This window comes from uncultured Nostoc sp., assembly GCF_964247315.1.
In the GTDB taxonomy this organism is placed as follows: domain Bacteria; phylum Cyanobacteriota; class Cyanobacteriia; order Cyanobacteriales; family Nostocaceae; genus Nostoc.
Genome location: NZ_CAXTTT010000168.1, coordinates 1 through 12,511 on the forward strand (window position 1 = coordinate 1; position 12,511 = coordinate 12,511).

Annotated in this window: 15 protein-coding genes; 6 read left to right on the plus strand and 9 right to left on the minus strand. The window is 43.4% G+C overall.

Going from position 1 to position 12,511, the window contains the following annotated elements; translation table 11 throughout:
- Positions 1-100: 100 nt before the first annotated feature.
- Entirely contained in the window at positions 101-280 is a 180-nt protein-coding gene (locus ACFE93_RS31490) for a hypothetical protein (RefSeq protein WP_375479558.1), read from the minus strand.
- 67 nt (positions 281-347) lie between these two features.
- Between ACFE93_RS31490 and ACFE93_RS31495 the strand changes: the two genes are divergently transcribed.
- Positions 348-1,337 carry an MvdC family ATP-grasp ribosomal peptide maturase gene (locus tag ACFE93_RS31495; RefSeq protein ID WP_375479560.1) on the plus strand — a complete coding sequence of 330 codons (990 nt, stop codon included), beginning with the start codon at positions 348-350 and terminating at the stop codon, positions 1,335-1,337.
- 303 nt (positions 1,338-1,640) lie between these two features.
- Positions 1,641-2,615 carry an MvdD family ATP-grasp ribosomal peptide maturase gene (locus ACFE93_RS31500; RefSeq protein ID WP_375479562.1) on the plus strand — a complete coding sequence of 325 codons (975 nt, stop codon included), beginning with the start codon at positions 1,641-1,643 and terminating at the stop codon, positions 2,613-2,615.
- A 168-nt stretch (positions 2,616-2,783) separates the two neighbouring features.
- Here the strand turns inward: ACFE93_RS31500 and ACFE93_RS31505 are convergent, their stop codons facing one another.
- The 5 genes from ACFE93_RS31505 to trxA all read right to left on the minus strand — a co-directional run bounded on the left by ACFE93_RS31505 (position 2,784) and on the right by trxA (position 6,687).
- On the minus strand, positions 2,784-3,449 hold the full coding sequence (locus tag ACFE93_RS31505) for a nitroreductase family protein (RefSeq protein ID WP_375479564.1): 666 nt from the start codon (positions 3,447-3,449) through the stop codon (positions 2,784-2,786).
- A 98-nt stretch (positions 3,450-3,547) separates the two neighbouring features.
- Positions 3,548-3,979 carry a YybH family protein gene (locus ACFE93_RS31510; protein WP_375479566.1) on the minus strand — a complete coding sequence of 144 codons (432 nt, stop codon included), beginning with the start codon at positions 3,977-3,979 and terminating at the stop codon, positions 3,548-3,550.
- A 118-nt stretch (positions 3,980-4,097) separates the two neighbouring features.
- A complete protein-coding gene (locus ACFE93_RS31515; protein WP_375479568.1) occupies positions 4,098-5,210 on the minus strand; it encodes an alkene reductase in 1,113 nt (370 codons plus the stop codon).
- 167 nt (positions 5,211-5,377) lie between these two features.
- Positions 5,378-6,172: an SDR family NAD(P)-dependent oxidoreductase gene (locus tag ACFE93_RS31520; RefSeq protein ID WP_375479570.1), complete on the minus strand. Its 795-nt coding sequence runs from the start codon at positions 6,170-6,172 to the stop codon at positions 5,378-5,380.
- Between the two features lie 191 nt (positions 6,173-6,363).
- Entirely contained in the window at positions 6,364-6,687 is a 324-nt protein-coding gene (gene trxA, locus ACFE93_RS31525; protein WP_012412473.1) for a thioredoxin, read from the minus strand.
- A gap of 80 nt (positions 6,688-6,767) precedes the next feature.
- Between trxA and ACFE93_RS31530 the strand changes: the two genes are divergently transcribed.
- Entirely contained in the window at positions 6,768-7,118 is a 351-nt protein-coding gene (locus tag ACFE93_RS31530) for a helix-turn-helix transcriptional regulator (RefSeq protein WP_334977575.1), read from the plus strand.
- Between the two features lie 24 nt (positions 7,119-7,142).
- Here the strand turns inward: ACFE93_RS31530 and ACFE93_RS31535 are convergent, their stop codons facing one another.
- The 3 genes from ACFE93_RS31535 to ACFE93_RS31545 all read right to left on the minus strand — a co-directional run bounded on the left by ACFE93_RS31535 (position 7,143) and on the right by ACFE93_RS31545 (position 9,497).
- Positions 7,143-7,922, minus strand: a complete 780-nt coding sequence (locus ACFE93_RS31535) for a nucleotidyl transferase AbiEii/AbiGii toxin family protein (RefSeq protein WP_375479573.1) — start codon at positions 7,920-7,922, stop codon at positions 7,143-7,145.
- Entirely contained in the window at positions 7,919-8,155 is a 237-nt protein-coding gene (locus ACFE93_RS31540) for a hypothetical protein (protein WP_375479575.1), read from the minus strand. Before ACFE93_RS31540 ends, ACFE93_RS31535 begins: the two co-directional genes overlap by 4 nt.
- 79 nt (positions 8,156-8,234) lie before the next feature.
- Positions 8,235-9,497 (minus strand): glycosyltransferase, encoded by a 1,263-nt coding sequence (locus tag ACFE93_RS31545; protein ID WP_375479577.1) that lies wholly within the window; start codon positions 9,495-9,497, stop codon positions 8,235-8,237.
- A gap of 124 nt (positions 9,498-9,621) precedes the next feature.
- Here ACFE93_RS31545 and shc point away from each other — a divergent pair, with 124 nt between their 5' ends.
- The 3 genes from shc to ACFE93_RS31560 all read left to right on the plus strand — a co-directional run.
- Positions 9,622-11,538, plus strand: a complete 1,917-nt coding sequence (shc, locus tag ACFE93_RS31550) for a squalene--hopene cyclase (protein ID WP_375479579.1) — start codon at positions 9,622-9,624, stop codon at positions 11,536-11,538.
- 117 nt (positions 11,539-11,655) lie between these two features.
- A complete protein-coding gene (locus ACFE93_RS31555; protein ID WP_375479581.1) occupies positions 11,656-11,862 on the plus strand; it encodes a hypothetical protein in 207 nt (68 codons plus the stop codon).
- 394 nt (positions 11,863-12,256) lie between these two features.
- On the plus strand, positions 12,257-12,511 hold a 255-nt coding region (locus tag ACFE93_RS31560; RefSeq protein ID WP_375479583.1), incomplete at its 3' end, for an integrin alpha.

Here is a 12,511-nt window from a genome sequence, read left to right on the forward strand (position 1 = left end):
TGCCTACCTTAATGGATTAATCTTTGCTCCCTAAATAAAAAGTGGGATGCTCCCGATAGCACTACAGTGGCCAATAAGTCTGATAATAACAAGTACGCTGTTACTCGGAAGTATCGGAAGTATCCTTCAGATAGTGATGACCGTTAGCCGTCTTGACCATCATAGCTGCATACTTTTGACTACGCCAGAGATACGGTTTTAAAACTATTGTCAGAATAAAAATACAGTTAGCTTTGCCAACTTCATCTAGAGGTTGGCTTCCCATTAAAATTAAATTCACTTTTTTAAAATTTTGCTTTCTCAATACTTGACAATAGTGAAAATGCAAAAACTAATAAAAATATTTTATGCGCCTCGATCGTGATGTAGTTTTATTAATCACCCATAGTGGTGATTACTTTACAATAGATAGAGTTGCAGAAGCAGTATCAAAATTAGGCGCACAGCCATTTCGTCTTGATACTGATAAGTTTCCGATCGCACTCCAACTCCAGGCTAATTTAAGTAACTCTGGTAGCAATCATACACTGGAATATAACAATTGCTCCCTCAACACCGAGCAAGTGCAAGCAGTATGGATGCGGCGTATTTGGCAACCCGATCTCGGTAAAGAATTGGCTCCACAATTTCAAGCAGTCTGTTCTAATGAATCACTCGCAGTCATGGATGGCTTTTGGGACAGCCTGAGAGAAGCTAAGTGGGTGGATGATTTACGCCGGATAAGTGCAGCTGAAAACAAGTTACGCCAACTGCGGGTTGCATCGGAAGTAGGTCTTGTCATACCTCGGACTCTTGTCACCAATAATCCTCAAGAAGCACGAGAATTTTTCCACCAAGTTAAGGGAAAAATGATTGTCAAGCTGCTCAGACCTCTTTCTTCTGGGATGCAAGCCTCCTCTTTTTTCATGTATACCAGCGCCGTTAAAGAAGAAGACTTACTTGATGCTGAAACACTGCGCTATTGTCCAGTTATGTTTCAAGAACAAATCCCTAAACAGCAAGAACTACGAGCAGTGTATGTGAATGGCAATCTCTTTGTCGGGGCGCTAGATGCGTCTGAGTATGCAGCATCTACCCAGGATTGGCGACGTGAGACAAAAAAGATTCTCACCTGGCAACCAGATCAATTACCTGATAAACTAATCCGTTGTTTGGATGCCTTTATGGCTAAGTTTGGACTGGTTTTTGGAGCATTTGATTTGATTAAAACATCAGCCGGAGAATATGTTTTTTTAGAAATTAATCCTACAGGAGAGTGGGGGATGCTGGAGAGAGATTTGGACTATCCAATTGCTCAAGCGATCGCATCTGCACTACTTTCAACAAGTCCGAAGTAAAATGCTCTTATACCAATTCTTTATGAAGATGCACAAAATATTAAACGAACCGCCAAGTACGCCTTCGCGTAGCGTCTCGTTAGAGAAGAGCGCCAAGAATAGAGAGTTACTCATTTAGTGCCGCTTCACATTAAATTGGTATTACTTAAAAATTCAAAACTAACTGATATAGCAAGGGACTGGGGACTGGGTGAAAAATCTTTTTGTGTCTAAATTTTATCATCTATCGATGTTTTAATCACTTTACCTGTTGCTATAACCTCTATATTTATCTATAGCGTAGTTCATTGTCGATGTTTGTAAATGACTGTTTTAATAATTACTCACAGCCAAGACAACGAAAGTATTCCTCTAGTTATTCAGGCAATTGAAGCCCAAAGAAAGAAAGCATTTCGTTTTGACACAGACCGATTTCCCACAGAAATGCAGTTAGATATTTACTATGGTAGTACTAAGCGAGTGATTCTGAGTGTCGATGACCAGACATTAGATTTAAATGAAGTGTCAGCAGTTTGGTATCGGCGCATTGCAATTGGATCAAAAATTCCCAACTCAATGGACAGTCAACTTAGACAAGCCTCACTGAAAGAATCTCGCGTCAGTATTGAGGGAATGATTGCTAGTATCAGGGGGTTTCATCTTGACCCTGTGCCAAATATTCGCCGAGCGGAAAATAAGCAACTGCAATTACAAATAGCAGGAGATATTGGTCTAGATACGCCACGCACTCTGACTACAAATAATCCAGTAGCAGTAAAGCAATTTGCCCAAGAGTGTCAGCAGGGAATGATTACAAAAATGCTCTCTTCCTTCGCTATTTATGATGAACAAGGGCGAGAAAAAGTTGTGTTTACAAATCCAATTTCATCAGAGGATCTAGACAACCTTGATGGCTTACGTTTCTGCCCAATGACATTTCAGGAGAAGATTCCCAAGGCATTGGAATTGCGGACAATTATTGTCGGTAAGCGTGTGCTAACGGCTGCGGTTGATTCTCAAGTTTTGGATAAAGCACGTTACGATTGGCGTAAACAGGGAATCGCCTTACTCGATGCTTGGGAATCATACACTTTGCCCGAAGATGTCGAAGAGAAATTACTCAAACTCATGGCAGAATTCCGTTTAAACTATGGAGCGCTTGATATTATTTTGACTCCTGATGGTCGTCATGTATTCCTTGAAGTTAACCCAGTTGGCGAGTTCTTCTGGCTGGAACGCTGTCCTGGCTTACCGATTTCCCAGGCGATCGCTGAAGTTTTAAATAATTCAGCTAATTGACTCGATTTTCTCTACCTTAACCATGCGGTAACTACTATAGGACTCATATCTGATTTCTGAACAAGATTTTAGATAAAACCCTAATAAAACGGGCTTTTCAGTCTCAGTAGGTTTTCAAAAATCAAATCGGAGTCCTATAATATATGTCAATTCCTAATTTAAAGAGAACTACCCTGCATAAGGATTACCAATTTTATCCACAGAGACGTTGGAGGAGAATGGCAAACGACCTGGATTTAAGCGCGGTTCGGCTGCATAGCCAACAGGAACTAAAACAGCGATCGCTAAATCTGGATTATCCCCAGCACCAATCACTTGCTTAACCTGATCTTCAATCCAACCGTTCATAAAACAAGTGGATAATCCCAGACTTTCTGCCGCTAACACCAAATGGGTAGCAGCAATAATGGCATCTTTGATCGCATATTCGCGTCGCTTCTCGCCCAACGCCGCTTGAAATTGCGGGACGGCGGTTTTAAAGTAGTTTACCGTACCTTCATTCCATGCCCCAGTTTCGAGTCCCCGCTCTAGAATTGGGGTCAAGTTTTGTTCACCTGCGTTAGGATCGGCAGCAAAGACAAAGGTCACAGGTGCTTGAACAATTTGCTGTTGATTAAAAGATGCTGCTGACAATGCTGCCTTTTGCGCTTCATCTTGCACAAGAATAATTTGCCAGTCCTGGATATTATAGCTGCTGGGTGCAGCTACGGTTAACTCTACCAATTGCTTGAGCAGTTCTGGGGCGATGGGGTCTGTTTTAAAAGTTTTGATAGAACGACGTTTAGCGATCGCACTGGATACATCTAAAGGTTGGGTTTGAGTGATGGAATTCATGAGAATCTCCTAATAGTTGAGTTATGAGAGGGTTTCGGATTTTATATCTAAAGTGATTAAGAGCGTTAAAGAGCAGGGCAATGTAATTATGTTCCTTTCTAATTGGCAATGTTAACTGGGTTAGAGATATGCTCGTGGATAATGCGCCATTGTCCCTCTCGCTTTTGCCATACAAGCGTCGCATGGGCCGTAATTTTAACCGCCTCATTCGCTATGGTGGCTGCTGTACTCTCAAAAATCAGAGCAGAGACGGTAATGTTATCACTTGTGAAAATCTGAATATCCCCAACTGATTTAACTTGCCACTGGGTTATTGCTGTCATGAAAGGTTTCCATATTTCCTGATACGATTGCCATCCTTGAATTCGAGTGGTCTGCGGTGAGAGAGTATCGAAGGCGAGCAATTGTTCATCTTGCCAGTAAAGATTGTCTAAGACAGAAAAATCAAAGGGTTTGTCGCCTGCACTAAACGCAGCTAGCCAATCGTTAACGCGTTCTTTGATTTCCACTTCTTCTAAAGTATCTTTCATAGTTCACAACCAATTTGTACAACCATTTTGTTGTATTTTGGAAAAATCTCAAACTTCTCAGTTTGATTTGATACTTTTGAGTGCGAAAAGTGGATTTTAATTATTCAGATGAAAAGAATTACGCCTTAGCTACTGGCTCGTTAGCAGTTGACCAAAATGGATAGTCTGTATATCCCTTTTCATCGCCACCATAAAAGCTTGCTTGATCTGCTTCATTTAGTGGTGCATTCAAAGCCAAGCGTCGGGGTAAATCTGGGTTTGATATAAACAATGTGCCAAAGGCAACTAAATCTGCTGCTTTATTTGCTACTACTGCATCGCCTTTTTCACGAGTATAACCACCATTGACGATGAGTGTACCTGTAAAGCGATCGCGTATATGACTAGTGGGTACAATTATCGCGCCATGTCTAATGTCTGCCTCTATTGCCTCAAAAATATGCAGATATGCCAAATTAAACTGATTTAACGCTTGAGCCGCATAACCGAATGTCTCCAGGGGATTGGAGTCATGCATATCGTTAAAAGTCCCACTGGGAGATAAACGTACCCCTACTCGGTTAGAATCCCACACACTAGTTACCGCCTCTGTCACCTCCAACAGGAATCGGGCACGATTTTCAATGTCACCTCCATATTTATCTGTGCGTTGATTCGTACCATCCCGGAGAAACTGATCTATTAAATAACCATTTGCTGCGTGAATTTCCACCCCATCAAACCCAGCCGCTAGGGCATTTGCCGCTCCCTGACGGTACTGTTCGACTATCTGCGGTATTTCCGAAGTTTCTAAAGTACGGGGAGTAACAAAGGGTTTTGGCCCCTCAAAAGTTGCAGCATCACCTTTAGGAGCAATCGCAGAAGGTGCCACAGGTAAAACTCCATTCGGTTGTAAATCAGGGTGAGAAATTCTGCCTACGTGCCATAGTTGCAGAAAAATTCTTCCTCCCTGCTGATGTACGGCATCGGTTACTAACTTCCATCCCTCCACCTGTTCTGATGAATGAATTCCTGGTGTCGCAGGATAACCCTGTCCTTCAGGAGTTACCTGTGTTGCTTCAGAAATAATCAGTCCGGCGGAAGCACGTTGGACGTAGTAGGTAGCATTCAGTTGGTATGGTACGTTTCCCTTACCTGCCCTGTTTCGGGTTAAGGGTGCCATTACTATCCGGTTAGGTAGTTCCAGATTCCCTAATTGGTAAGGAGAAAATAAGTTGATATCACTAGTCATTGGTTTTATCTCCAAATTATTTTAGTCATTGGTCATTGGTTATTAGTCATTGGGCATTAATTATTTCTCTCCAGCCCCCAATCCCCAGTCCCCAGCGATGCACTGAGCTTGTCGTTGGCGCAGGCTCTCGTAGAGAAGTGTCCCCAGTCCCCTACAAAACGCATTAACTAAACAATCGACCGAATAACGCCACCATCTACCCGTAAAGCTGCACCATTAGTTGCTGATGCTACGGGACTAGAAAGATAAACTACGATCGCTGCTACTTCTTCATTAGTTGCAAAGCGTTTGATTAGGGAACTTGGACGCACATTTTGAAAAAATTCAGCCTCAACGTCAGCGCGAGTAATACCGCGTTCCTGTGCCAGGTTGGTGATAAAATCTTCAACTCCTTCTGAGCGGGTTGGCCCTGGTAAGACGGAGTTTACCGTGACTCCAGTACCAACTGTCATTTCTGCTAGACCTCGTGCAATGGCAAGCTGCGCTGTCTTAGTTGTGCCGTAGTGAATCATTTCTACGGGAATTTGAATTGCAGATTCGCTGGAGATAAAAATTATCCGCCCCCAATTTTGCTCTAGCTGCTTTTGCAAATATTGCCGACTCAAACGGACTCCGCTGAGAACGTTAACTTCAAGTATTTTTAACCAGTCTTCATCAGTAATATCGAAGAACGTTTTTGGCTCATAAATACCCACATTGTTTATCAGGATATCAACTTGAGGAACCTCTTGAATGAGTTTCTCTACCCCTGATGCAGTGCCTGCGTCCGCAACAACACCAGAAACTTTCGCGTCGGGTGTAGAATGCTGAATTTTGGCGATCGCTTGAGCGACTCGTTCTTCAGATCGACCGTTAACAATAACTGATGCACCCTCTTGAGCTAACCCAAGGGCTGTCGCCAAACCAATACCTGCGGTTGAGCCACTCACCAGCGCGGATTTACCATGCAATTTCAAGTCCATTTCGCTCTTTCCCCGTTAGTTGAAACAGAATTCAGAAGTTGGGAATGGGGCATTGGGCATGAGGCATTGGGGCAGGGTGCAGAAAAGAATAATTTTCCCCCTGTTCCCTGTGCCCTGTTTCCCCTACTCTCCACCCCCTACTCGCCACTCCCCACCCTCACCTAGCAATTTTGGGTTGGTCGAGTACTAAATTAAAGATGCTGTGCTAAGGTCTTATTCAAGGTAGTTTTTGGAACTGCCCCTACGACAGTATCCACCTGCCTACCCCCCTTAAAAACCATCAGCGTCGGGATGCTGCGAATTCCATAATGGCTGGCTACAGTAGGATTTTGATCTGTGTTCAGCTTCACAAATTTCACCTGTCCTTCGTATTCCGCAGCAACTTCATCGACGACTGGACCCACCATCCGGCAAGGGCCGCACCACGGTGCCCAAAAGTCCACTAATACCGGAATTTCACTTTCCAAGACTTCTTGTTTGAATGTGGCTTCTGTGACGTTTGTAATGGATGACATAAATTGCCTTCCTACTTAATTCTATAATTCGATAATATCGAATAATAAAAATATATGCCACTTGATGAGATAATGCAACTATGAGATTCCTTTATCATCCAGATCGAAAAAATATTTCTTTACCGGGCGTGTTGTATGCATTGGGCGATCCGGTGCGGCTAGAGATTGTGCGCCTGCTGGCGACTGAGGGGGAACAATGCTGTGCCAAATTTGATTTTGCGATCGCCAAGTCTACTATGTCCAATCACTTTAAGATTTTGCGGGAGTCGGGGATAGTCTTTACACGTAAAGAAGGGACACAGCACATTAACATCCTGCGGCGTGAAGATTTAGAGGTGCTGTTTCCAGGGTTGCTGGATGCGGTGTTGAAAGCCGCTCAACCATTGCCTGTTGACCCCGCTAGTACTAAACAAACAGCCTCAAGGATTTAGGGGTATTGGGCGATCGCTACCTGTTTAAGAATCTTCTCGTTTTTCAATTTGTGTTTCTAAATCAGCAAAGATATCAGGTTGTTCTCGAAAAGCCCTTGGAGTGTGAGATAAACCTAAATCCATAGAGAGTAAATCAATACCGTCGATAATTTTAGGTATCTGAGCTTGATCAACTTGCAGACCTAGAAAGCATTTCTCCCTGTAATCTGGTCTTCCCTGAAATAGTTCGATCGCTCTTTTCAAAGGGCGCATCACCTCATAGGCTTTCTCAGCCTTTTCAATTGATGGTTGAGGGATTGGAGATTGCAGCCTAAGAATTGCTAAATCAATTAAATCTCTTGCCTGAACGCTGTCATCTGCGTAACGGTCAGAATTTGACAGCAGTTTAGAGGTAAAACAGTCATTGAGGCTTAAGCAAGGAACGAGTAACCACTTTGGATATCTTGGTGGGTCTAGTTGAAAACGAGTTTCGGCAATAATTTCCGTTTTAATCGGCATATCATCTACAATAACCACCATCCGAATTCCATATTGGTCAGTTGTGCTACGTCCAACTTGAATTTTACTTAAATCACGAAATAATGCTTCATGCCCACCCTCAAATACCACTGTACGCAGGTATTTGTAGCCTTCTGTACTAACAGAAGCGATAAAATCAACGTCCTTACTCCAGCGATATTCTTCAAACTCAAATGTAAGAAGGGTTCCGCCACCGAAGTAAGCAGAACCCTTTCTAAGTATGTCCGAATCTAAGGATTCAAGAACTGTGAGAATTTGATTATGGTGTTCTAACCTGAAGGTCATAAAGAAACTTGCAACCAGGATTTATAGCGTCTGGCAAGTTCCTTAAGGAAATTGAGTTCTTCACCTTCAAGATTATTAAATAGGTTGCGATATTGCCAACCACGCTCGTAGCGACTCAGCATTTGTTCTGGAGTAAACTGATACACATCGGCAGTCTGCCAACAAATTGACTCTAGAAAAGGCAGCTTTTTGGGGACAATAACAGGATTATTTGTTGGTGTTGCGGTTGTCATAGCTCTTTTAATCAACCACTTTCGGCTTACTTTAATTTTAGATTAACACTATCGATTTTGAAATTTAATTTTATTCTAACTATAAATTATCTGGGTTGGGGTAGACTCTTCCTTTCCAAGCGCCGCCGCGCCCTTGCCAATGACGGAGTGCTGAGTCTAGAGTCATTAAAGTATAGAGAAAAGCGATCGCAGGTAAACTAAATGCTAACCAAGGAGAACATTTATAAAAGCGGATCGTCGGGTAGTAAGCGAAAGTCATTAACAGCCATCCTAATAAACCTGTAAGTGCGATCGCCCAATCGCTCCAAACTGCACCCAGAATCACACATACAGGTGGAGCTAAATAAATTAGAGGCATTCCCACCAAAGTTCCCAATAGTATTAATGGTGAATAATTCAGTTGGGTATAGGCAGTACGAGCAACCATATCCCAAATCGTCGCCAGCGAGTTGTATGGACGCAAGCTACAAGTCAAGCTACTCAATCCCAGCCAGATACGCCCTTGACTGGGAATTGGGTATTTGGGATTGGGTATTTGGGATTGGAGAACAGAGGAAAGACTTGTTACAAGTTGTCTTTTTGTCTCCTTGTCCCCAGTTCCTCTCTTAACAGCCTGAGCCAAGGCACAATCGTCAATTAAGGCTTGGCGAATCACTTGAATACCCCCGATTCGCTCTAAAGCTTCACGGGCGATCAAAATAGATCCCCCGGCGGCGGCTGTGGGATTGTTGGGATTATTCACCCAGCGAAAGGGATAGAGTTTTTGGAAGAAAAAGACAAAAGCTGGAATCAAAAGTTTTTCCCAAAAGCTTTCACACCTGAGTCGCACCATTACCGAAACCAAGTCTAAATCTTCCTGCATAGCTTTCTTCACGAGTCGGCGGAGATTATCAGAATCGTGTTCGATATCTGCGTCAGTCAACAAAAAATAATCGGGTGCAAATAAACTCGCGCTCTTTATGCCTTGCTCAACTGCCCAAAGTTTACCCGACCAACCGGGAGGCAGTGATTCACCTGAGATAATATGCAATTGCTCAGGTTTACCGACAGCGTGGGCAACTCCTTCGGCAAAATTTGCTGTCTGGTCTGTGCTGCGATCGTCTACCAAAAACACGTTAAAAGAACCAGGGTAATCTTGGAGTAGGAGCGATCGCAGTGTAGTTGGTAGCAATTGCGCTTCGTTACGGGCTGGAACTACAGCACAAACCACAGGTAACGATTCTAGCTGAGTTTCTGTAAACTCTAATTGCTGGTCTGTCCGCCAAAACTGTCCCCAAAAACCCAGTAATCCCAACCAAATTGTCAAGGATAAGAGCATAAATCCTAATACAATTACATCCATGACCTATTGCAAATTATCAGTGACTCAGACAGAATACTATGTCTACTGAATAGAGGAAAAAAATTTTTTCGCTGTAATACCGTGTTCATAACTAGTGTTGGGTGTTGAGGTTAAATAGGATTTGATGCAAACACAAGACAGGGTAAAAGTCAATCAAGTCGCAGATGCGATCGCAGCTAGTCAAGAATATCTGCTTTCGATTCAAAATCCGGCAGGTTATTGGTGGGCAGAGTTAGAATCTAATGTCACCATCACTGCTGAAGTTGTTCTCCTGCATAAAATTTGGGGAACAGACCAAACCAGACCTTTGCACAAAGTTGAAGCATATTTGCGTCAAGAGCAACGGCAGCATGGCGGTTGGGAACTTTACTACGGTGATGGCGGAGAACTTAGCACTTCGGTTAAAGCCTACATGGCGCTAAGACTGCTAGGTGTACCAGCAACCGATCCGGCGATGATTCGGGCGCAAGCCTTTATTCTCCAACGAGGTGGTATCAGCAAAACTCGGATTTTTACCAAGTTACACCTAGCTTTGATTGGCTGCTACAACTGGCGCGGTATTCCCTCGCTACCACCTTGGGTAATGCTGTTGCCAAAAGCTTTCCCTGTGAATATCTACGAGATGTCTAGCTGGGCACGTTCCAGCACCGTACCATTGCTGATTGTATGCGATCGCAAACCTGTTTATCTCACCGACTCAGCTATCAACCTAGATGAGCTATACGCTGAAGGTATCGATCGAGTCCGGTGGGAATTACCCCAAAGTGGCGATTGGACAGATTTATTTCTCACTCTCGATCGCGGTTTCAAATTGGCAGAAAGCCTGAATTTAGTACCCTTCCGCCAAGAAGGCATCAAAGCCGCCGAAAAGTGGATTTTAGAGCGCCAAGAAGCTACAGGCGACTGGGGCGGCATTATTCCGGCGATGTTAAATTCAATGTTAGCTTTGCGGTCTCTAGATTATGACCGAAGCGATCCCATTGTAGAACGAGGTTTGCAAGCAATTGATAACTTTGCCATTGAAACAGAGGATAGCTATCGAGTTCAGCCTTGTATTTCACCCGTCTGGGATACAGCTTGGGCGATGCGTGCTTTGATAGAATCTGGCTTTGCACCAGATCGTTCGGCTGTAGTAAAGGCTGGAGAATGGTTGTTGCAAAAACAAATTTTAGATTACGGAGATTGGGCTGTCAAAAATCGTCAAGGAAAACCAGGGGCTTGGGCTTTTGAGTTTGAGAATCGCTTTTATCCCGATGTAGACGATTCGGCGGTGGTGGTGATGGCTCTACATTTGGTGAAACTCCCGAATGAAAAAATCAAGCAGGCTGCGATCGCTCGTGCCTTAAATTGGATTGCATCTATGCAATGTAAACCAGGCGGTTGGGCTGCTTTTGATTTGGATAACGATCAAGATTGGCTCAACTCCATCCCTTATGGCGATTTGAAAGCGATGATCGATCCAAACACCGCAGATGTTACCGCCAGAGTACTAGAAATGCTGGGTGCTTGTGATTTGGCAATTGATAGTGATAATTTGGAGCGATCGCTTACTTATCTTTTGCACGAACAAGAAACTGAAGGCTGTTGGTTTGGTCGTTGGGGTGTAAATTATATCTACGGCACCAGTGGCGTTTTGTCAGCTTTGGCGTTAATCGATCCTCAAAGACATAAACTCAGTATAGAACGGGGAGCAGCTTGGTTAGTTGGATGTCAAAATCCAGATGGTGGTTGGGGCGAGACTTGCCGCAGCTACAACGATCCCAGCCTCAAAGGAAAAGGAAATAGTACTGCATCTCAAACTGCTTGGGCTTTAATTGGGTTGATAGCAGCAGGTGAAGCAACTGGTAAATTAGCTCTTGATGCGATCGAGCGAGGAATTGGCTATCTTGTGGCAACTCAACAGCCCGATGGTACTTGGTTTGAGGCGGACTTTACAGGTACTGGATTCCCTTGCCATTTTTATCTCAAGTATCATCTGTATCAACAATACTTTCCTTTAATCGCGCTAGGTCGCTATCAAGCAGCGATTCAAAAAGGTTAAGAGTAATTTATATGCGTTTGCCCTTCCTCCCCAATCCTCCCCTTGGTAAGGGCTACGATGTACACACAAGTTCTAAAAATCTAGCTCGATAAGGCTTTCTTCATTCTCATACAAAGCATGGGAACGAGAGAAATAGCATTGTCAGTCGATGCAATGCCATTGTCAGTCGATGCAATGCCATTGTCAGTCAATGCAATGCCATTGTTAGTCAATGCAATGCCATTGTTAGTCAATGCAATGCCATTGTCAGTCGATGCAACGCCATTGTCAGTCGATGCAATGCCATTGCAGGTCAAGAGACTTGTGTGTAACCGTAGTCGCTGAGGGGAAGGTGCGTGTCAGTGTGGGTGGGGTATCTGTCGCAAACATTTTTGAATTGGTATTATTACAGAATATTTTTTGTATAAATAATGTATATTGTTTTCATAAAGTTATGAAAAAGCTGATTGTAACAGTTGGAAAAACGATATAAACTAACCAGCGTAAATATAGATAGTTAGCGTCACCGATAGCGTAGCGGTAGCGAGTGCGCAAGCGTCCGCAAGAGCGTAACAGCCCGTCATAGACATCGCAGTTATCCTGATTAAGAAATTCTATATAAAAGCGCGTTGTTTTACTGATTTATGATTGTGACACTTTATAACAATACTTTCAGTTTAAAATACGGAATTTCAAGTTTAGACCTTTGAAGCTTTATCCCTGACTATAGGAGAAAATCATGGCTAATTCATCATTTGATGTCTCTGACTTGAATGGCAGCAACGGCTTTAGCATAAACGGTGTTTTTGGTGGCTCCTCAGTTAGCAATGCAGGGGACATAAACAACGATGGCATTAACGACCTGATTATTGGGCAACCTTTTGCCTCCCCCAACAGTATTGATCGTGCTGGGCAAAGCTATGTGGTATTTGGGGGAAAGAATGTCGGCAGTAGCGGCAGCCTTAACCTTTCTGACTTGAATGGCACTAATGGC

Bases quoted from the DNA above. Each gene is read 5' to 3' on its own strand.
- ACFE93_RS31495 (WP_375479560.1), top strand. From the start codon at position 348: ATGCGCCTCGATCGTGATGTAGTTTTATTAATCACCCATAGTGGTGAT.
- ACFE93_RS31530 (WP_334977575.1), top strand. From the start codon at position 6,768: ATGAGATTCCTTTATCATCCAGATCGAAAAAATATTTCTTTACCGGGC.
- ACFE93_RS31535 (WP_375479573.1), bottom strand. From the start codon at position 7,922: ATGACCTTCAGGTTAGAACACCATAATCAAATTCTCACAGTTCTTGAA.
- shc (WP_375479579.1), top strand. From the start codon at position 9,622: ATGCAAACACAAGACAGGGTAAAAGTCAATCAAGTCGCAGATGCGATC.
- ACFE93_RS31505 (WP_375479564.1), bottom strand. From the start codon at position 3,449: ATGAATTCCATCACTCAAACCCAACCTTTAGATGTATCCAGTGCGATC.
- ACFE93_RS31555 (WP_375479581.1), top strand. From the start codon at position 11,656: ATGGGAACGAGAGAAATAGCATTGTCAGTCGATGCAATGCCATTGTCA.
- trxA (WP_012412473.1), bottom strand. From the start codon at position 6,687: ATGTCATCCATTACAAACGTCACAGAAGCCACATTCAAACAAGAAGTC.
- ACFE93_RS31510 (WP_375479566.1), bottom strand. From the start codon at position 3,979: ATGAAAGATACTTTAGAAGAAGTGGAAATCAAAGAACGCGTTAACGAT.
- ACFE93_RS31540 (WP_375479575.1), bottom strand. From the start codon at position 8,155: ATGACAACCGCAACACCAACAAATAATCCTGTTATTGTCCCCAAAAAG.
- ACFE93_RS31515 (WP_375479568.1), bottom strand. From the start codon at position 5,210: ATGACTAGTGATATCAACTTATTTTCTCCTTACCAATTAGGGAATCTG.
- ACFE93_RS31520 (WP_375479570.1), bottom strand. From the start codon at position 6,172: ATGGACTTGAAATTGCATGGTAAATCCGCGCTGGTGAGTGGCTCAACC.
- ACFE93_RS31500 (WP_375479562.1), top strand. From the start codon at position 1,641: ATGACTGTTTTAATAATTACTCACAGCCAAGACAACGAAAGTATTCCT.
- ACFE93_RS31545 (WP_375479577.1), bottom strand. From the start codon at position 9,497: ATGGATGTAATTGTATTAGGATTTATGCTCTTATCCTTGACAATTTGG.